Below are 19,219 nucleotides of genomic sequence, written 5' to 3'. Positions count from 1 at the left end.
GGCAACAGGGAAAATTTTAGTGAATTTCCGACGAAGCGCTCAGTGCGCTTCGTCCCAGTTGGCGGCCGAACGCGCGTCGACCTTCAGCGGCACGCGCATTTCGAGCGCCGGCATGGTGGCATTTTCCATCACCGACACGATGATCGGCATGGCCTTCTCGACGTCGGCATCCTCGACCTCGAATATCAATTCGTCGTGCACCTGCAACAGCATACGGACGCGATCGCCGAGGCCGGCTTCTGCTAACGCCGGCTCGATCCTGATCATCGCCCGGCGGATGATGTCAGCGGCCGAACCCTGAATGGGCGCGTTGATCGCCGCGCGCTCGTTGAAGGCCCGCACCGAAGGGTTGGAGGAGCGAATCTCCGGGTAGTTGATTCGCCGCCCGAAGATCGTCTCGACATAGCCCTTGTCGCGCGCCATTTGCTTGCGGCTGTCCATGTAGTCGCGGATCCCGGGAAAACGTTCGAAATACCGCTTGATATAGTCTCCCGCTTCCGACCGCTCGATCGAAAGCTGGTTGGCAAGGCCGAAGGCGGAAATGCCGTAGATGATGCCGAAGTTGATAGCCTTGGCACGGCGGCGCACATCCGACGGCATACCCTCGACCGGTACGCCGAACATCTCCGATGCCGTCATCGCATGGATGTCGACGCTGTCGGCAAAGGCCTGAGTCAATTGCGGGATGTCGGCGACATGCGCGAGCACGCGCAGTTCGATCTGGCTGTAGTCGGCCGAGATCAGCTTGTGGCCCGGGGTCGAGATGAAGGCGGTACGGATCTTGCGGCCTTCAGCCGTGCGGACAGGAATGTTCTGCAGGTTCGGTTCCGACGAGGAAAGACGCCCCGTCGTCGTCGAGGCCAGCGAGTAGGAGGTATGCACCCGCTTCGTCTGCGGATGAATGTAGCCGGGCAGCGCGTCGGTATAGGTGGACCTCAGTTTCGTCAGCTGTCGCCAGTCGACGATCTTGCGCGGCAACTCGAAACCTGCCGCGGCCAGATCTTCGAGCACGCTGGCCGAGGTCGACCACTGGCCGGTCTTGGTCTTGCTGCCGCCAGCCAGCCCCATCTTGCCGAACAGGATATCGCCCAGCTGCTTCGGTGAACCGATGGTGAAGCGCTCGCCGGCCAGCTTGAAGATCTCATCCTCGAGGGCGGCAGCACCCTGCGCCAGTTCGCCGGAGAGGCGCGACAGGATCTGCCGGTCGACCGTGATGCCTCGTTCTTCCATATGCGCCAGTACCGGAAGCAGTGGACGCTCCAGCCGCTCGTAGACGGTCGTCAGTTTCTCGGCCGCAAGCCGCGGCTTCAGCACCATCCAGAGCCGCAGCGTGATGTCCGCGTCTTCGGCGGCATAATGCGTGGCGCGATCGATATCGACGAGATCGAAGGTAATGTTGGACTTACCGCTGCCCGCGACATCCTTGTAGGCGATCGGCTCGTGGTTCAGGAATTTCTCCGAAAGCGGATCCATTCCATGCGCGCCGGTGCCGGCGTCGAGCACATAGGAGATCAGCATCGTATCGTCGAAATTCTTCGTTTCGACGCCATGGCGCTTCATCAGCAGGTAGTCGTATTTCAGGTTCTGCGCGACCTTGAGGACGGATTCATCCTCCAGCAGCGCCTTGAACCGGGGCAGGGCGTCGCGCATCGCGATCTGGTTGTCGGCCAGTCCGCCGCCCAATAGGTCGCCCACGCCGGTCTTGTGGCCGATCGGGATGTAAGCGGCCCGAATGTTTGTGCCGGTCGGGCTCTTGTCGTTCTCGGCAATCGCCAGCGAGAACCCCACCAGCTCGGCCTGCATGGCATCGAGCGAAGTGGTTTCCGTATCGAAGCCGACCAGCCCCGCGTCGCGGGCGTCGGCGATCCATTTGTCGAGCGTCGCGACATCGCGGATGGTGACGTAGCGCGAGTGATCGAAGGGCAGGGTCGCGAAAGCGTCGGCGCGTGTCCTGGCAAGGTCGCTCGGCAAAAAGCTTCCTTCGCCGGTGCGGCCATTCGGCCTGACCGGCACGGCAACCGCTGCACCGGCAATATCGGGAATGCCGCCGGCAACCGGTTCCGGCTGGACGACATCGAGATCGGGACCGTGCGCGCTGGCGCCCCATTCGACCGGCACGTCGACGGCGTCGATGGCGCTGGCGTCGCAGTCGCATGCGTCGGCAACGCGACGCGTCAGGCTGGTGAACTGCATCGCCTTCAGGAAGCCGATGAGCTTCGGGCCGTTCTGCGCTTCGAGAACCAGATCCTCGACGGCAAGCTCCAGCGGCACGTCGGTACGCAGCCTGACGAGTTCGCGCGAAAGGCGCGCCTTGTCGGCGTTCTCTATGATTGTCTGGCGCCGTTTTTCCTGCTTGATCTCGGTAGCGCGCGCAAGCAGCGTATCGAGGTCGCCGTATTCGGCGAGCAGTTGCGCCGCGGTCTTTGGACCGATACCCGGAATGCCCGGCACGTTGTCGACCGAATCGCCGGTCATTGCCTGCAGATCGATCATCTTTTCAGGCCCTACGCCCCACTTCTCGATGACATCGGCAACGCCGATCTGCTTGTCCTTCATGCTGTCGTACATGTGGACGTTGCCGGTCACCAGCTGCATCAGGTCCTTGTCGGAGGAGACGATAGTGACATCGGCGCCGAGTGCTTCGGCCTGTCGCGCATAAGTGGCGATGATGTCGTCCGCCTCGAAACCCTCGGTCTCTATGCAGGGAAGGTTGAAGGCCCGCGTCGCGTGGCGGATCAATCCGAACTGCGGGATGAGCTCTTCCGGCGGCGCTGAGCGGTTCGCCTTGTAGGCGTCATAGAGATCCTTGCGAAAGGTCTTTGACGAATAGTCGAAGATGACGGCGAAATGCGTCGGCGTCACGCCCACCGAGGTGTCGCGAGCGTCCGCCAGAAGCTTCCACAACATGTTGCAGAAACCGGACACGGCACCGACCGGCAAACCATCGGATTTGCGGGTCAGCGGAGGGAGTGCGTGAAAGGCTCGAAAGATGAATCCGGAGCCGTCGACAAGGAAAAGATGATCGTCTTTTTTCATGGCAGCATGGATAGCGCGGCACCCTTACAAGGTCCATATAAAGTTCTTGCGGGAAAAGATTGCGGCTCACCAAACTGTTACTAAAATGTAATAGTCAATCCTTACCTTTCCCTTGAAAAGCCACATTCCAGATCACAAATGATTACTACCGACGATGATCCTTGATCGCGTCGAGGGTCTGACAGCCGGCTCGTCCCCCGCCGCTTCGGACTTGGACAAAGGCCTTATCCCCTCTCCGGGCCTTTGTCCCCATTTTGAGCCGCCATAGCCCTTCCCCCGGCTATGGCGGCTTTGTTTTTCTGCTCTATCTCTCCGGAACGGCCGTGATGAAGCAATCGTGATGCATCGTATGCGATTTGTTGCATTGTGCCGGTTTGAATTTTTCGCCTAACTGCGACGATGGGAACAAGCGGAATGGACTCTGGAGCCTATCTTGCCAGCCAACTGGCCAAGGGATTCGCTCGCTCGCTGCAGCAGCGGGCCGCAAGGCTAGGTTTCTCGCCCGGCCAGTTTCCGGTCCTGCTGGAGCTGTGGGCCGAGGACGGGCTGACGCAGAAGCAGTTGCTGGCCCGGGTCGATATCGAGCAGGCGACGATGGCGAACACGCTGGCGCGGATGGAACGCGACGGGCTGATCGACCGCCGACCGCACCCCTCCGACAAGCGGGCCCAGCTGATCTTCCTCAGCGCCAGGGCAAAAGGCATGCAAGACGACGCCGTCGAGGCGGCGCGCGAGGCCGACATGGCACTCTTCCAGGGCTTCAAGAGTTTCGAGCGCGAGCTGACGCTCGAATATATCCGGCGTCTTCTGGACAACGCCAAGAAGCTTTGAGTCCGCTTTGATCCCACATGATTTTCCGTCTCGAAAGCCGCGGGGCTTTGGTCTATCGTCCCGCCGAATTCAAAAGGAGTCGGAAATGACTGATGTTGCCCCGGTGCTCGCGCGCGCCGACCAGAACTTGCCATCCAGCCTCGACAAGCTGTTCGAACTTCTCCGGATCAGGTCGATTTCGACTGACCCGGCCTTCAAGGCTGACTGCCGCAAGGCGGGCGAATGGCTGGTGTCCTACCTGAACACCCTGGGTTTCGAAGCGTCGCTGCGCGACACGCCCGGTCATCCGATGGTGGTCGCCCATCATGCGGGCGCCCGCTCCGACGCGCCGCATGTCCTGTTCTACGGCCACTATGACGTTCAGCCGGTCGACCCGATCGAACTCTGGGAAAATGACCCCTTCGATCCGTCCGTCAAGGATGTCGGGAACGGTCGCAAGATTCTAACCGGCCGCGGAACCGCCGACGACAAGGGTCAGCTGATGACCTTCGTCGAGGCCTGCCGCGCCTACAAGGAAGTCAATGGCGCGCTGCCCTGCCGGATCACCATCCTGTTCGAGGGCGAGGAGGAGTCCGGATCGCCGTCGCTGAAGCCGTTCCTGCAGGCGAACGCCGAAGAGCTCAAGGCCGACTACGCCTTGGTATGCGACACCAGCATGTGGGACCGTGAAACGCCGGCGATCGCGGCCGCCCTGCGCGGCCTGGTCGGTGAAGAGATTGTGGTGACGGCGGCCGATCGTGACCTGCATTCCGGCCTGTTCGGCGGCGCTGCGGCCAACCCGATCCACATCCTGACGGCGGCGCTTGCGGGACTGCACGACGAAACCGGCCGGATCACCCTCGAAGGCTTCTATGACGGCGTCGAGGAAACACCCGCGAACATCAAGGCTTCATGGGAAACGCTGGGCAAAACGGCCGAGAGCTTCCTGGGCGAAGTCGGCCTGTCCATCCCGTCGGGCGAAAAGGGTCGTTCGGTGCTCGAGCTGACATGGGCGCGTCCGACCGCCGAGGTTAACGGCATCTGGGGCGGATACACCGGCGAGGGCTTCAAGACGGTCATCGCCGCCAAGGCGTCGGCCAAGGTGTCCTTCCGCCTTGTCGGCACCCAGGACCCCAACCTCATTCGCGAAACCTTCCGCAACTACGTGCGCTCGAAGGTCCCGGCGGATTGCTCCGTCGAATTCCATCCGCATGGCGGCTCGCCGGCTATCCAGCTGTCCTATGATTCGCCTGTGCTGACCAAGGCGAAGACTGCGTTGTCGGACGAATGGCCAAAGCCTGCGGTGGTGATCGGCATGGGCGGCTCGATTCCGATCGTTGGTGACTTCCAGAGGATGCTCGGAATGGAATCACTGCTCGTCGGCTTCGGTCTTAGCGACGATCGTATTCATTCGCCGAACGAGAAGTACGAACTCGCTTCCTATCACAAGGGCATTCGCTCCTGGATCCGGATCCTCGAAGCATTGGCCAAGTAGACGTGAAAAAGGCGCACCCGTTATCCACGGGAGCGCCACCAAAACAAAAAGGCCGGAGCAAACCGGCCTTTCGCCATTCGCTTCACGTCAATGCCAGTACATCCGTGGTCAAGGAGGAAGCGAATATTGCAGCTAGACTGATCGCAAAAGGTTAACGAACTGTTAACACCGTCATCGCGACCAGCTGAGGAAAATGGCGGACGCCGTAGCGCGCTTGAACTTCCATCGGCTGCAATCTGTTGAACCCTATATCGGAACGCTTGCGTCGCCTTTCAAGAGGCGTTTGCGGGAAACTGACCTTTACCGGGCTCGACCGTTCAAGCTGCATTCATCCAGGGGCAGGTATAAGCTATTGAAAGACAAGGCGAATGGTCGTCGCGCCGTAAGGCGCGGCGAACGCTCGGCAATGTCTGACCGGAGCGTGCCCGACAAACTCGTGCGCCCGATCCGACGCCTCATCCAGGGAGTTCAAGCGTGAAAACCACACTGATGACAATCGCCGCGGCCGCGGCACTTCTGCTCGCGCCGGCCATGGCGCAGGCCGCCGAGGGCTTTGCCACCGCCAATGTCAACATGCGCGCCGGGCCGAGCACGCAGTACCCGGCGGTTACTGTCATCCCGGCGGGAGAGTCGGTCGAGATTCACGGATGCCTCGCCGATGTGCCGTGGTGCGATGTCGAGTTCTACGGCGGCCGTGGCTGGGTCGCCGGCCGCTACGTGCAGGCGCTTTACCAGCAGCGCCGGGTCTATGTCGGGCCGGACTACTATCGCCCGCTCGGCATCCCGACCGTGGTCTTCAGTGTAGGCAACTACTGGGATCGCTACTATCGCAATCGCGATTTCTATCGCGAGCGGGATCGCTGGCGCCGCAATCCAGCCTACGACCGCCCGGCTGTCGGCCGGCCTTATCGGGGGCCGGAATTTGATCGCGGCCCCGCACGCCCGCAGCCCGATACAGGCGGGCGGCCCGGGTTCGACCGTGGTCCCGATCGTGGGCCGGAAGGTGGCCGCGGGCCGGACCGACGTCCTGATCTCGGCGCCCAACCGGGTCAACGCCCCGATCCTGGCCGCGAGCCCGGTCGCCGTCCCGACATGCAGGGCCGTCCGGACGACAATCGGCGACCGGATTTCAATCGCGACCGCAATCGTCCCGATGTTCAGCGGCCGCCGCAGCGCAGCAATGATGCGAATCAGGATCGTCGTGGTGGCGATCGGCGCAGGCCACCGTGCGCGCCGGGTGATGCAGCCTGCGGCAACAACCGGTGACATTCGAAGGGCGGTCGCCAAGGCCGCCCTTTTCTTCGAACATGGAAAAGCCCGGCGCTCTGAAAGAGACGCCGGGCCTATTTACGACCGGCACGTTTGAGGGGAGACGGCCGATCCCTAGCGGAACCTGAAACTGCGTTCCGCTACGAGGTAAATCGAACAGACCGCAAATGGTTCCCGGCCTACCAGAGAGAAACGGTGCGTTCCCGGCCGACAAGCAGATCACGCATCTCGGCGAACGGGCCGTGCAGCATCTTCAGCCGGCTCTCTTCCATCTTGGTCAGCCGGTACTGGAGCGCGAACTCTTGCACGCTCCAGACTTCGCGCAGCCTGAATTCGTCGATTTGCTTAAGATCTTTGCTCATGAATGCCTACGTAGTGCGCGTGATGCGCTAATCTTAGGCGCAAGTCGGCTCGCTATATGTCAGATTTGTGACGCTGGCAACGAATGGCAGCCATGCTAAAACGGCAGGGCTCGGAGCCGCCTAAAAATCAAGCCCGGGCCGCTTTTGCGCCGGGCTTGATTGCATTTTCAGATCCCTGACGAATCAACGCCAGTTGTCATTCCCTCCACGCCGGTCCCACCGCGGCGGATGGTTATCCCATCCGTAGGAGCGCTCGTAGCGCCAGCCGTGGCGCGGCGGCCCACGGTCACCCCATCCGTACCGCCGTGGCGGCGGGCCGCGCCAGTTGGGTCGGCAATTACCCATGGTGAAATGTGGAAGCCACGGCCGCAAGCATAGTCGACCAGCACCGTATTCTTCTCCACGGGCGTTCCGATCGGAGCGATCGGCATCGCTTCGGCGACCGAAATGCCAAATCCAAAAATGGCGATCGCCGTTGCAATCATTGTATTGCGCATTCTCTGCACCTCTGTTCTGCAAGTCCCTTGCATGCGGATTAGAGAGCCTCGCGGGTGAACGGTAGCTGAACCAATCTGGGCATTATCAGGGCGGCTGAAATCGCCTGTAACCGGTTCTTAACCACCCCTTAAATCGCCTCATTTACAGTTCAACCGGGTGGAGAACCGTCCGGGAAATGACGGTTTCCGCGACAGCGGGTGCGCGACGCAAATATGGGGTGCGACCAATCCTAGATGGCAGCCAGAGGCAGATCACGCGACAGAATTGAACCGTCCTTTAGCGGCCGTGACAGCCGCGACGACGATGATGATTTTTCTCTCGACGCTGATGACCGCGTAGCCGGCGGCAGGCCGGCAAAACGCTCGGCGCCGAAATCGTCCCGGTCACGGACAGCTCAGAAACGCAAGCGCGGGGGGAGCCGCGACCGCGAAGGCGGTGGCCTCTTCGGCTTTCTGCGCAGGATCGTCTATTGGTGCATCGTGCTCGGCATCTGGGTGGGCATCGGTGTTGCCGGTCTCGTCATTTACTATGGCTCGCGCATGCCGAGCGCCAGCACCTGGGCCATTCCGGACCGTCCGCCGAACGTCAAGATCACCGCCGTCGACGGCAGCGTTGTCGCCAATCGCGGCACGACCGGCGGCGAAGCGCTCGCGCTGGAAGACATGTCGCCTTACATCCCCGAAGCGATCGTCGCGATCGAAGACCGGCGCTTCTACTCGCATTTCGGCGTCGATCCCTTGGGTCTCGCCCGTGCCTTCGTCACCAACGTGACGACCGGCCACATGGTCCAGGGCGGTTCGACGCTCACCCAGCAGCTTGCCAAGAATCTCTTCCTTTCGCCGGACCGCACGCTGGAGCGCAAGGTGCAGGAAGTCCTGCTGGCGCTGTGGCTGGAGCAGAAATACACCAAGGAGCAGATCCTTGCGATGTACCTGAACCGCGTCTTCTTCGGCTCCAATGCCTATGGCGTCGAGGCCGCCTCGCGGCGCTATTTCAACAAATCCGCGCGCGACGTGAATCTCGGCGAGGCAGCGCTGCTTGCGGGTCTGGTCAAGGCACCCTCGCGCCTTTCGCCGGCCCGTGATCCGCAGGCCGCCAATGCCCGTGCTCAGGTGGTGCTGCAGACCATGCGCGAGCAGGGCTATATTTCCGACGACGAGGTGAAGACGGCGATGTCGCAGACGCCGGCCAAGGCGAAGCGTTACTGGTCGGGTGCCGGGCACTATGTGGCCGATATGGTGATGGACCAGCTTCCCGCCCTGATCGGCGACGTCAAGGAAGACATCGTCGTTGATACCACGATCGACAAGACGCTGGAAAAACGCGCCGAACAGGCGCTGAACGATGTCCTTGGCAAGGACGGTGCGAAGCTCGACGCATCGCAGGCGGCCCTCGTCTCCCTGGACGGGACCGGCGCCATTCGCGCTCTCGTCGGCGGGCGGGACTATGCCGACAGCCAGTTCAACCGTGCGGTCACGGCCAAGCGCCAGCCGGGGTCGTCCTTCAAGCCGTTCGTCTATGCCGCGGGCCTGGAGAAGGGCCTGACGCCGTTCTCGGTTTTCAACGATGCGCCGATCCGAATCGGCGACTGGACGCCGGAGAATTACGAGAAGAAATACAATGGCGAGGTCACGCTAGCGACGGCACTTTCGAAGTCGCTGAACACCGTCGCCGCCCAGCTGGTGATGTATGACGGGCCGGATCAGGTCATCAAGCTCGCGCACCGCCTCGGCATCGAATCGGAGCTGCAGCCCAACGCCTCGATCGCACTCGGCACCTCGGAAGTGTCACTGATGGAACTGACCGGCGCCTATGCCGCCTTCATGAACGGCGGCTACAAGGCGACGCCGCATGTGATTCGGCGCGTGACGACGGCAGATGGCAGCAAGGTGCTCTACGAAAACACCTACGACAATCCGCCCCGGGTGCTGTCCGAAACGATAGCCGCCAACATGAACACGATGATGATGGGCGTCATCGACAAGGGTACCGGCAGGAGCGCCAAGCTTGCGGGCTGGCAGGCCGCCGGCAAGACCGGAACCACCCAGAACTCGCGCGACGCATTGTTCGTCGGCTTCACCAGCAACCTGACAACCGGTGTCTGGTTCGGCAACGACGACGGCAAGCCGATGAAGAAGGTGACGGGTGGCGGCCTCCCGGCCAAGGCATGGCAGGAGTTCATGACTGCCGCCCACAAGGGTCTTTCTCCGGCGCCGCTGTTCGGCAATGGCCAGTTCATCGCCGACCCCGGCAATCCGGCTTTCGGCGACCAGCCGATGGCGTCGACCGAGCCCGGCATGGCGTCGCCGGTTGAGGAGCAGACCACGATCGGCAGCATCATTTCCGGCGTATTCGGCGGCAACTCGAGGGATGCGCAGGATCGATATCCACAGGCGCCCGGCCAGCCCGGACGCCAGCGCCTTGCACCGGTCAACGGCGGTCCCGTTCCTCCGGCCGATGTCGCTGAGGACGGTCGCTACGGCTATGGCGACGCGCTTCCGCCGGGCGATATCGGCGAGCCTCAACCGTCTTCCTCGGCAAGGCCGAAACGGACAACATTGCTCGACTTGATTATGGGGCACTAGCCAAACATCGCGGCAACAAAAAACGCCGCACTAAGGCGCTTGAAAAATTTAATGGTTGTAGCCTCGTTTTGCCGGTTTTCAGGCTATTTCCCGCCTTGCAGTCGCGAAAACCGCTCCTTATATACGCCGCATCACCGCAATCACGATTGCGTTAATCTTAAAGACCAATCCCGTAAGGGGCTGTCAGGGAAATGCCTTCTCGGGGTTCCGACAGCTTGCTTCAAGGAGAGAATGACATGGCAAAAGTAATTGGTATCGACCTCGGAACGACAAATTCCTGCGTCGCTGTCATGGACGGCAAGGACGCAAAGGTCATTGAGAACGCCGAAGGTGCGCGCACGACGCCTTCGATCGTCGCATTTTCCGAAGATGGCGAACGCCTCGTCGGTCAGCCGGCCAAGCGCCAGGCAGTCACCAACCCCACGGACACGCTGTTCGCAGTGAAGCGCCTCATCGGCCGCCGCTACGACGATCCGACGGTTGAAAAGGACAAGGCCCTCGTTCCTTTCGAGATCACCAAGGGTGATAACGGCGACGCTTGGGTCAAGGCTCGCGGCACCGGCTATTCTCCTGCACAGATTTCCGCGATGATCCTTCAGAAGATGAAGGAAACCGCAGAATCCTACCTCGGTGAGAAGGTCGAAAAGGCCGTCATCACTGTTCCCGCATACTTTAACGACGCACAGCGCCAGGCAACCAAGGATGCCGGCAAGATCGCTGGCCTCGAAGTTCTCCGGATCATCAACGAGCCGACGGCGGCGGCGCTTGCCTATGGTCTCGACAAGAAAGACGGGAAGACCATCGCCGTTTACGACTTGGGCGGCGGTACCTTCGATATCTCGATCCTCGAAATCGGCGACGGCGTCTTCGAAGTGAAGTCCACCAACGGCGACACCTTCCTCGGCGGTGAAGACTTCGACATGCGTCTGGTCGAATACCTCGTCGGCGAGTTCAAGAAGGACAACGGCATCGACCTCAAGGGCGACAAGCTCGCTCTGCAGCGCCTCAAGGAAGCTGCTGAAAAGGCGAAGATCGAACTGTCCTCCGCACAGCAGACCGAAATCAACCTGCCGTTCATCACGGCCGATGCAACCGGTCCGAAGCACCTGACGCTGAAGCTGACCCGCGCCAAGCTCGAAAGCCTGGTAGACGATCTCGTCCAGCGCACCATCGCACCATGCAAGGCAGCCCTCAAGGATGCCGGCGTAACGCCAGCCGAGATCGACGAAGTCGTTCTCGTCGGTGGCATGAGCCGCATGCCGAAGGTTCAGGAAGTCGTCAAGCAGCTGTTCGGCAAGGAGCCGCACAAGGGCGTCAACCCGGATGAAGTCGTCGCACTCGGCGCGGCTATCCAGGCCGGCGTTCTCCAGGGCGACGTCAAGGACGTTCTGCTTCTCGACGTCACGCCGCTGTCTCTCGGCATCGAAACGCTGGGCGGCGTCTTCACCCGTCTGATCGAGCGTAACACCACGATCCCGACGAAGAAGTCGCAGACCTTCTCGACCGCCGACGACAACCAGCAGGCCGTCACCATCCGCGTTTCGCAGGGCGAACGCGAAATGGCTGCCGACAACAAGCTGCTCGGCCAGTTCGACCTCGTCGGCCTGCCGCCGGCACCGCGTGGCATGCCGCAGATCGAAGTCACCTTCGATATCGACGCCAACGGCATCGTCCAGGTTTCGGCCAAGGACAAGGGCACCGGCAAGGAACAGCAGATCCGTATCCAGGCCTCTGGTGGTCTCTCCGACGCGGACATCGAGAAGATGGTCAAGGACGCCGAGGCTAATGCCGAATCCGACAAGAAGCGTCGCGAAGGTGTCGAAGCCAAGAACCAGGCGGAAAGCCTCGTTCACTCCAGCGAGAAGTCGCTGAAGGATTACGGCGACAAGGTCACCGAAGCCGACCGCACCGCGATTTCGGATGCGATCGCAGCGCTGAAGTCTGCAACCGAGGCTTCCGAGCCGGACGCTGAAGACATCAAGACGAAGACCCAGACCCTGATGGAAGTGTCCATGAAGCTCGGTCAGGCAATCTATGAAGCCCAGCAGGCGGAAGCCGGTTCGGCCGATGCCTCCGCTGAAGCCGGCGGCGACGACAATGTCGTCGATGCCGACTACGAAGAAGTCAAGGACGACGATCGCAAGAAGTCCGCGTAAGCGGGACGGGACGGTCAAGCTTGAAACTGACATTCCGGCTGCACACCATGGCAGCCGGAAATCCATTTCCGGGGTCTAATCCTTAATGGCAAAAGCCGATTTTTACGAAACGCTGGGTGTCGCCAAGACGGCGGACGAAAAAGAGCTGAAAAGCGCTTTCCGCAAGCTGGCAATGAAATACCATCCGGACAAGAATCCGGACGACGCGAACGCCGAGCACAAGTTCAAGGAAATCAACGAAGCCTACGAGACGCTGAAGGACCCGCAGAAGCGGGCTGCCTACGACCGTTACGGCCACGCTGCCTTCGAGCATGGCGGCATGGGTGGTGGCGGTGGCGGCGGCGGTGGCTTCTCCGACATTTTCGAGGACATCTTCGGCGAGATGATGGGCGGTGGCCGCCAGCGGCAGCGCTCGTCGGGCGGACGCGAACGCGGCGCCGATCTTCGCTACAACATGGAAATTTCGCTGGAGGAATCCTTTTCCGGCAAGACCGCGCAGATCCGCGTGCCGACATCGATCACCTGCGATGTCTGTTCCGGCTCGGGCGCCAAGCCAGGCACCCAGCCGAAGACCTGCGGTACCTGCCAGGGCTCAGGTCGCGTTCGCGCGGCGCAAGGCTTCTTCTCGATCGAGCGGACCTGCCCGACCTGTCACGGCCGCGGCACGATCATTCCCGACCCATGCGCCAAGTGCCACGGTCAGGGGCGCGTGACGGAAGAGCGTTCGCTGTCGGTCAATATCCCGTCGGGCATCGAGGACGGCACCCGCATCCGCCTGCAGGGCGAGGGCGAGGCCGGCACGCGTGGCGGTCCGGCTGGCGATCTCTATATCTTCCTCTCGGTAAAGCCGCACGAGTTCTATCAGAGGGACGGAGCGGACCTGTATTGCGCCATCCCGATCTCGATGACGACGGCAGCGCTCGGCGGCACGTTCGACGTGGCGACGCTCGACAGCACCAAGTCGCGGGTGACGGTGCCGGAAGGTACCCAGGCCGGCAAGCAATTCCGGCTGAAGGGCAAGGGCATGCCGGTTCTGCGCTCGTCGCAGACAGGTGACCTCTACATTCAGATCCAGATCGAAACGCCGCAGAAGCTTACCAAGCGCCAGCGTGAACTCCTCCAGGAGTTCGACCAACTCTCGTCGAAGGAAAACAATCCGGAATCGACGGGCTTTTTCGCCCGCATGAAGGAATTCTTCGAGAATTGAATGGCAACTGACAGTATTGCGCGAAAAGGCCCGGTGGTTTTCCTCCGGGCCTTTTCGTTTGTGTCAGAAACGGTGTGGAGTGTTCATATTCATCCTCGCTTTATGATCAAATCCATCTAACGATGGATGAGACATGACGATGATAAAGGGTTAAATTAGCCGCATCGGTTATTGTCGATCGCCGGGGGACACTTGGAACGCCGCCTAGCAGCCATTCTCGCAGCAGATATCGTCGGCTACAGCCGGTTGATGGGCTCGGACGAGTCCGGAACCCTGGCCGCGACGAAGCTTTGCCGTACGGAGATTCTCGAACCAAGGATTGCGCAGCATCGTGGCCGCATCGTCAAGCTGACCGGCGACGGCATGCTGGTGGAGTTCTCCAGCATCGTGAACGCCGTTGCATGCGCCGATGAGGTGCAGCGGGCGGCGGCCGAGCGAAACCAGTCCTTGCTGGAGGACAAGCGCATCGAATTCCGCATCGGCATCCATCTCGGGGATGTAATCGTCGAGGACGGCGACATCTTCGGCGACGGCGTGAACGTCGCGGCGCGGCTGGAGGCAATTGCCGAGCCCGGCGGTATCGTGGTTTCCGCGTCCGTCCGGGACCACGTCGGCACCCGCCTCGACCTGTCTTTCGAGGACAAGGGCGAGCATCGGCTGAAGAACATCAAGGAACCGGTCAGGGTCTATGCGATTTCACCCCGGCGCGCCTTGCCCCTGAAGGTCAACAAGGCGGCCTTGAGTGCAGCCCGCTCCGAGCACAAGCAGCTTGTCGCCGTTCTGCCTTTCACCAACATGAGCGGCGATCCCGAACAGGAGTACTTCTCCGACGGGATCACCGAGGACATCATCACCGATCTTTCGAAGATATCCAGGCTCTACGTGGTCGCCCGCAACACCGCCTTCACCTACAAGGGCAAGTCGGTGCAGGTGAAGCAGGTGGCCGCCGAGCTCGGTGTCGACTTCGTGCTGGAGGGCAGCGTGCGCAAGGTCGGGCAGCGGGTCCGCATCACCGGGCAGTTGATCGATGCGAAGAACGGCGGCCACCTGTGGGCTGATCGGTTCGACCGCGACCTGACCGATATCTTCGCCATTCAGGACGAGATCACCCACGCGATCGTCGACCAGCTCAAGATCAAGTTGTTGCCGGAAGAAAAGCGGGCGATCGAGACCGAGCCGACGCAAAACGTCGAAGCCTACACCTATTATCTGCGCGGCCGTCAGCTATCCCACACCTGGACCAGACCGTACCTGCTGCTTGCACGCCGGATGTTCGAGACCGCCGTGGCGCTCGATCCCGACTATGCCCGGGCCTATGCCGGCATGGCCGATTGCGAATCGGCCCTGCGTGATTGGCATGCGGGAGAATATACGCTGTCAGGGATTTTGGGCCTCAGCGCCAGGGCGTTGGCGCTTGATCCGAACCTGGCCGAGGCGCATGCCTCGCGAGGGCTTGCGCTGCACCAGGACGGGCGAGACGCCGAGGCCCTGGCCGAATTCGAAAGGGCCCTGACGCTCGAGCCGGATCTCTATGAGGCGAACTTCCACTACGCCCGCTTCCTCTTCATGCAGGGGAAATTCGAAAGCGCTCTTGTCTTCTTCACCAGGGCAGCGGAAATACGCCCAGATGACTATCTCTCGCCAATTCACCTGATGAGCGCCTGCCGGTCGCTCGGGCTTTCGGACGAGGTGGAAAATTGGGCGCGGGTGTGTGTCGAGCGCGCCGAGCGTGCCCTGGAGTTACATCCGGAGAACTCCGGACCTGCGCATCGCGGCGCACTTGCACTGGCGCATCTGGGTGATGCCGCGCGCGCGAAGGAGTGGGTCGAGCGCGCGAAGCACATCGATCCGGACGACATTGTCGGCCAGTACAATGTCGCCTGCGTGTATGCTCTGCTCAACGAATGCGACGCGGCGCTCGACATGCTGGAGGCGCTGCTACCGCAGTCGTCCTGCTATCAGATCCTCTGGTTCAAGCATGATTCGGATCTGGATTCGGTCCGAAATCATCCACGCTTTGAAAAGCTGATGGACGCCATCGAGGCGTGTTCGGCCTCACTCGATTTCCGCGTGGCGTCGGAATAGCGGCCCCGAGCAACCGGTTGTCCCGGAATGAAACATCCGGGCGGCAGCTGTCGTTTCGCGTTAACGCCGGCAAGCGATCCCGCTTTGCAACGGAACACAATGCACCCACTATGCTCGCGGGGATCAACCAGAAACCGAGGGCAATTTCCATGACGGTAACAGCCGCATTGTCTTTCCAGGGTGATGATGTCGACGTACTTGCAGGGGCCCTTTACGCCTGGTGCGCCGAGCGCAACATAAAGCTGCGCAGTCAGCAGGGACTTTCGGTGGCAAGCATCGCGATCGATCTGTTCGAAGCGGGTCACCAGACTCAGGACGACCTGCTCGGCGCGCTACACGCCCGCGAGCTTCACTGAGACGTCAACTAGCCTACGGCTTCCGCGTAAGTTTCGCCAATCATAAGGGTGAGGATGGTTTTGACCGCTTCCTTGCCGGCCGGCGAGCGAAGCTTGTCATAGTGAACGGCAAGCTCATAGGCCTCGGGGCTGAGGCCGGGCCTTGATGATCCCTGCCTTGTGTCGGCGCCTTCGAACAGCGCCGAAATATCGACGCCCAGAAAGACCGCGATCTGGTGAAGCTTGCTTGCAGATACGCGGTTGGTACCTTTCTCGTACTTCTGGATCTGTTGAAATGTCAGTCCCAGTGCGTCTCCCAGTTCCAGTTGGGATATTCGTCGTTTGGCCCTGAGTGTCCGAACGTTTCTACCGACAATAATATCCACTGGATCTGGCACGTTATTGTTCCCTTATGAGCAAGCGAATTACGGCTAGTACTATGCCTGCCTTTCCTAATATCGCAACCCATTAGTTGTAAACTTCAACCAGCTTTTGCTCCGTTTTTGGGGTGATAATCATGCGTCTTGCGTGATCGCATAGACCGTTGCGTGCGATGTATTTTTTAATACCAGTTAGACGCGGCAAGCACTTGCGGGACAGACATCATTTTACTTCCGCGCTGATTCGCGGACTCTTGCGATTTGATGCGCGCGCGAACTTGACCAGGGCGCTCGGGGCTTCTATTTTAGAATAATTCTAAAAGAGGCCATTATGCTGACAGGTATTTTCAGATCGTCGAAACGTTCCTTTACCTCCCTGTCCGAACAGGAGGTTCTTGCCCTGGCAATCGCATCCGAAGAGGACGACGCCCGCATCTACCTTGCCTACGCCGATATGTTGCGCGCCGACTACCCGGGCTCGGCGAAGGTCTTCGAGGAAATGGCCGAGGTCGAGGATACCCATCGCAAGTCGCTGATCGCACTCTATCGCCAGCGCTTCGGAGAGCGTATCACGCTCATTCGTCGCGAGCATGTCGAAGGCTTCTACGAACGAAAACCAGATTGGCTGCGACGGAACCTGTCCCTGGACAGAATCCGGGGAGAAGCCGAAGCAATGGAGAGGCAGGCGTATCGCTTCTATATCGAAGCCGCCGGGCGCGTCACCGACGCACAGACACGGGAACTGCTCGGCGACCTCGCACTCGCGGAGCAGGGTCATGAAGACATCACCCGCATGCTCGGCGAGAAGCACATGCCGCAGGAGGTGAAGGCCGACGAGGACAAGGCAGTCAAGCGACAGTTTGTGCTTACCTATGTGCAGCCGGGCCTGGCCGGATTGATGGATGGTTCGGTTTCGACGCTGGCGCCAATCTTCGCGGCGGCCTTCGCCACCCAGGACACCTGGCAAACGTTCCTCGTCGGGCTGTCGGCCTCCGTCGGCGCGGGCATCTCGATGGGATTCACCGAAGCGGCGCATGACGACGGCAAGATTTCCGGCCGCGGTTCGCCGATCAAGCGCGGCTTTTCCTGCGGCATCATGACCGCGCTCGGCGGTCTCGGTCACACCTTGCCGTACCTGATCCCGGATTTCTGGACGGCAACCACGCTGGCCGTCATCATCGCGATCTTCGAACTCTGGGCGATTGCCTTCATCCAGAACAGATACATGGAAACGCCGTTCCTTCGCGCGGCATTCCAGGTCGTGGTCGGAGGCGGGCTCGTGCTAGCCGCCGGCATCCTGATCGGCCACGGCTGACGCGATAGCCAAAAAAGGCCGGCGTTCAGCCGGCCTTTGCGATCCGGGCTATGCGGCTTAGCGCAAGGCGCCGACCAGAACGTCGCGGCCATTCTCGATGGTGACCCAGCGTCCGGCGTTGTAGCTCGACTGGCGCTTGATGAAGGAATAGCTGGTGTCGAACCATGGTTTGACGTTGGAAGCCAGGTTGTCGAGGATGAAGTCGCCCTTCGAGGTGCGCAGCGTCAACACGGCATGGCCTTCGCCATCCGGCTTGCGCACGACTGTCAGCAGCAGATCGGCCGGCGAGATGCCGCGCTGGATCAGGATGCGGCGCTTCAGCAGCGCAAAATCCTCGCAGTCGCCGGCGGTGGTCGGATAGGCCCAGACCTCGTCCTTGCCGTAGATTTCCTTGTCGGTCATCGGCGTGATGGTGTTGTTGACCGTCGCGTTGACGGAGCGGACGAGCGCCCATTTCGCCACGGACATTTCAACCGCCGACGCGTTGCGATTGGCGCCACATTCCTCGCGATGAGTCTGGCAGAAATCATAGTGACCGATCGGTTGGGAGGTCGCCGCACCCGTAACCATCGATAGGTTGTTGGTGGGAGCCGGGGTGGCGGCTGTCGACATAGCAAACATGGCCATCATGGCCACCAGGAAACCCTTGATCCGCACGCCGCTCTTCCTTGCATCGCCCTGCATTGTTAACAAAAAGTTAACGGAGAGAGGCTCGCAGAGTCAATCGTTACTTCCAACGAGGGTGCGGCAACCCGTCGTTATGGTTAAAATCCGTTAGCATTTGGCACAGCCCCGCCAAGCCGAGCTAGCGGATCAGCCCTCGCACGGCGCCAAGCATCCGCTCGATATCCTCTGGGCGCGAGAGCCGGTGATCGCCGTCGCGCACCAGCGTCAGCACCACATCGTCGGCGGGAAGATGCTCGACCAGCTTCATGGCATGCTGATGCGGAACATCGGGATCCTTCATCCCCTGCAGGATATGGACAGGGCAGCCCGTTTCGATGATGCCTTTCAACACTCTGTTTTCCCGACCATCCTCGAGCAGGGCGCGGGTGTAGATGTTCGGTTCCGAACTGTACGCGGACCGCTCCTCGAAATAGCCGCGTTCGGCCAGCGACGAGCGTTCCTTCTTCGTCAGGTGCGGCTCTATCAGGTCCGAAGTGAAGTCTGGAGCCGGCGCGATCAGAACCATCCCGTCGAGTTTTGGTGCGCCCGGTCTCCCGGCAAGCTCCTGTGCGAGCCGCAGTGCAATCCAGCCGCCCATCGACGACCCGACCACCAGAATCCGCTCCGGCGCGACATGGTCTATGACCGCCGTCGCCTCCTCGAGCCAGCGCGAGATCGTCCCGTCCGCGAAGCTGCCACCGGAAAGGCCATGGCCGGAATAATCGAGGCGGATGCAGGCGAGGCCGTTTTCTCCGGCGAACCGGTCGAGCTCGACCGCCTTGCTGCCGCTCATGTCGGATCGATAGCCCGAAAGCCAGATCAGCGTCGGTCCGGCGCCGCTCCCGGATTTCGGTCGCACGATGTAGGCGATCTTGCGCGCAGCCTCACCCTCGCCGACGGCCAGGAATTGATGATGATCGGCGGGACTTGCGTCGGACATGGCGGAACTCCGGTTATTTTGGCCTATAAAACAGATTCTTGACAGGCTGACAGCAGGTGATTTTTCCGCTAAAGGATGTT

15 protein-coding genes are annotated in these 19,219 nt (G+C 61.0%); 9 read left to right on the top strand and 6 right to left on the bottom strand.

The features are described 5' to 3' along the window. Positions 1 to 39: 39 nt before the first annotated feature. Positions 40 to 3,036: a DNA polymerase I gene (polA, locus tag ASC90_RS01825; protein ID WP_056534725.1), complete on the bottom strand. Its 2,997-nt coding sequence runs from the start codon at positions 3,034 to 3,036 to the stop codon at positions 40 to 42. 414 nt (positions 3,037 to 3,450) lie between these two features. On the opposite strand from polA, the gene ASC90_RS01820 reads away from it, so the two are divergent. The 3 genes from ASC90_RS01820 to ASC90_RS01805 all read left to right on the top strand — a co-directional run bounded on the left by ASC90_RS01820 (position 3,451) and on the right by ASC90_RS01805 (position 6,607). Next, a complete protein-coding gene (locus ASC90_RS01820; protein WP_056534722.1) occupies positions 3,451 to 3,867 on the top strand; it encodes a MarR family transcriptional regulator in 417 nt (138 codons plus the stop codon). Positions 3,868 to 3,952: 85 nt separating this feature from the next. Next, complete coding sequence (locus ASC90_RS01815) at positions 3,953 to 5,341, top strand: M20/M25/M40 family metallo-hydrolase (protein WP_056534720.1); 1,389 nt, start codon at positions 3,953 to 3,955, stop codon at positions 5,339 to 5,341. 489 nt (positions 5,342 to 5,830) lie between these two features. Continuing rightward, positions 5,831 to 6,607, top strand: coding sequence for an SH3 domain-containing protein (locus tag ASC90_RS01805; RefSeq protein ID WP_156392823.1), 777 nt, complete (start codon positions 5,831 to 5,833; stop codon positions 6,605 to 6,607). Between the two features lie 182 nt (positions 6,608 to 6,789). Here the strand turns inward: ASC90_RS01805 and ASC90_RS01800 are convergent, their stop codons facing one another. Both ASC90_RS01800 and ASC90_RS01795 read right to left on the bottom strand, forming a co-directional pair. Beyond that, the gene (locus tag ASC90_RS01800) at positions 6,790 to 6,972 is read right to left on the bottom strand and encodes a hypothetical protein (protein WP_056534714.1); all 183 of its coding nucleotides are present in this window, start codon (positions 6,970 to 6,972) and stop codon (positions 6,790 to 6,792) included. 167 nt (positions 6,973 to 7,139) lie between these two features. Further along, a complete protein-coding gene (locus tag ASC90_RS01795; RefSeq protein WP_244480274.1) occupies positions 7,140 to 7,469 on the bottom strand; it encodes a hypothetical protein in 330 nt (109 codons plus the stop codon). Between the two features lie 234 nt (positions 7,470 to 7,703). On the opposite strand from ASC90_RS01795, the gene ASC90_RS01790 reads away from it, so the two are divergent. The 5 genes from ASC90_RS01790 (at position 7,704) to ASC90_RS01770 (ending at position 15,859) form a co-directional block, all read left to right on the top strand. Further along, positions 7,704 to 10,055 (top strand): transglycosylase domain-containing protein, encoded by a 2,352-nt coding sequence (locus ASC90_RS01790; RefSeq protein ID WP_056534711.1) that lies wholly within the window; start codon positions 7,704 to 7,706, stop codon positions 10,053 to 10,055. A 236-nt stretch (positions 10,056 to 10,291) separates the two neighbouring features. Further along, the gene (dnaK, locus tag ASC90_RS01785; RefSeq protein WP_056534709.1) at positions 10,292 to 12,211 is read left to right on the top strand and encodes a molecular chaperone DnaK; all 1,920 of its coding nucleotides are present in this window, start codon (positions 10,292 to 10,294) and stop codon (positions 12,209 to 12,211) included. Positions 12,212 to 12,296: 85 nt separating this feature from the next. Further along, positions 12,297 to 13,418 (top strand): molecular chaperone DnaJ, encoded by a 1,122-nt coding sequence (gene dnaJ / locus ASC90_RS01780; protein ID WP_056534707.1) that lies wholly within the window; start codon positions 12,297 to 12,299, stop codon positions 13,416 to 13,418. A 192-nt stretch (positions 13,419 to 13,610) separates the two neighbouring features. Then, on the top strand, positions 13,611 to 15,503 hold the full coding sequence (locus ASC90_RS01775; RefSeq protein ID WP_056535219.1) for an adenylate/guanylate cyclase domain-containing protein: 1,893 nt from the start codon (positions 13,611 to 13,613) through the stop codon (positions 15,501 to 15,503). Positions 15,504 to 15,652: 149 nt separating this feature from the next. Then, positions 15,653 to 15,859 carry a hypothetical protein gene (locus ASC90_RS01770; protein WP_056535217.1) on the top strand — a complete coding sequence of 69 codons (207 nt, stop codon included), beginning with the start codon at positions 15,653 to 15,655 and terminating at the stop codon, positions 15,857 to 15,859. Positions 15,860 to 15,867: 8 nt separating this feature from the next. On the opposite strand, the gene ASC90_RS01765 is transcribed toward ASC90_RS01770, so the two are convergent. Beyond that, the gene (locus ASC90_RS01765; protein WP_056534704.1) at positions 15,868 to 16,236 is read right to left on the bottom strand and encodes a helix-turn-helix transcriptional regulator; all 369 of its coding nucleotides are present in this window, start codon (positions 16,234 to 16,236) and stop codon (positions 15,868 to 15,870) included. 313 nt (positions 16,237 to 16,549) lie between these two features. Here ASC90_RS01765 and mbfA point away from each other — a divergent pair, with 313 nt between their 5' ends. Then, a complete protein-coding gene (mbfA, locus tag ASC90_RS01760; protein ID WP_056534702.1) occupies positions 16,550 to 17,533 on the top strand; it encodes an iron exporter MbfA in 984 nt (327 codons plus the stop codon). Between the two features lie 57 nt (positions 17,534 to 17,590). On the opposite strand, the gene ASC90_RS01755 is transcribed toward mbfA, so the two are convergent. Continuing rightward, entirely contained in the window at positions 17,591 to 18,190 is a 600-nt protein-coding gene (locus ASC90_RS01755; protein ID WP_056535215.1) for a transglutaminase-like cysteine peptidase, read from the bottom strand. Between the two features lie 148 nt (positions 18,191 to 18,338). Then, entirely contained in the window at positions 18,339 to 19,139 is an 801-nt protein-coding gene (locus ASC90_RS01750; protein ID WP_056534700.1) for an alpha/beta hydrolase, read from the bottom strand. Positions 19,140 to 19,219 lie beyond the last annotated feature (80 nt).

Source organism: Rhizobium sp. Root1220, from assembly GCF_001426265.1.
Taxonomy (GTDB): Bacteria; Pseudomonadota; Alphaproteobacteria; order Rhizobiales; family Rhizobiaceae; genus Rhizobium.
Note: the sequence above shows the minus strand (reverse complement) of the source record. Positions and strands in the feature narration are given on the sequence as shown.

What these genes read in the sequence shown, in the direction of transcription:
- polA (WP_056534725.1), bottom strand. Translation starts at nt 3,036, where the DNA reads ATGAAAAAAGACGATCATCTTTTCCTTGTCGACGGCTCCGGATTCATC.
- ASC90_RS01820 (WP_056534722.1), top strand. Translation starts at nt 3,451, where the DNA reads ATGGACTCTGGAGCCTATCTTGCCAGCCAACTGGCCAAGGGATTCGCT.
- ASC90_RS01815 (WP_056534720.1), top strand. Translation starts at nt 3,953, where the DNA reads ATGACTGATGTTGCCCCGGTGCTCGCGCGCGCCGACCAGAACTTGCCA.
- ASC90_RS01805 (WP_156392823.1), top strand. Translation starts at nt 5,831, where the DNA reads ATGACAATCGCCGCGGCCGCGGCACTTCTGCTCGCGCCGGCCATGGCG.
- ASC90_RS01800 (WP_056534714.1), bottom strand. Translation starts at nt 6,972, where the DNA reads ATGAGCAAAGATCTTAAGCAAATCGACGAATTCAGGCTGCGCGAAGTC.
- ASC90_RS01795 (WP_244480274.1), bottom strand. Translation starts at nt 7,469, where the DNA reads ATGCGCAATACAATGATTGCAACGGCGATCGCCATTTTTGGATTTGGC.
- ASC90_RS01790 (WP_056534711.1), top strand. Translation starts at nt 7,704, where the DNA reads ATGGCAGCCAGAGGCAGATCACGCGACAGAATTGAACCGTCCTTTAGC.
- dnaK (WP_056534709.1), top strand. Translation starts at nt 10,292, where the DNA reads ATGGCAAAAGTAATTGGTATCGACCTCGGAACGACAAATTCCTGCGTC.
- dnaJ (WP_056534707.1), top strand. Translation starts at nt 12,297, where the DNA reads ATGGCAAAAGCCGATTTTTACGAAACGCTGGGTGTCGCCAAGACGGCG.
- ASC90_RS01770 (WP_056535217.1), top strand. Translation starts at nt 15,653, where the DNA reads ATGACGGTAACAGCCGCATTGTCTTTCCAGGGTGATGATGTCGACGTA.
- mbfA (WP_056534702.1), top strand. Translation starts at nt 16,550, where the DNA reads ATGCTGACAGGTATTTTCAGATCGTCGAAACGTTCCTTTACCTCCCTG.
- ASC90_RS01750 (WP_056534700.1), bottom strand. Translation starts at nt 19,139, where the DNA reads ATGTCCGACGCAAGTCCCGCCGATCATCATCAATTCCTGGCCGTCGGC.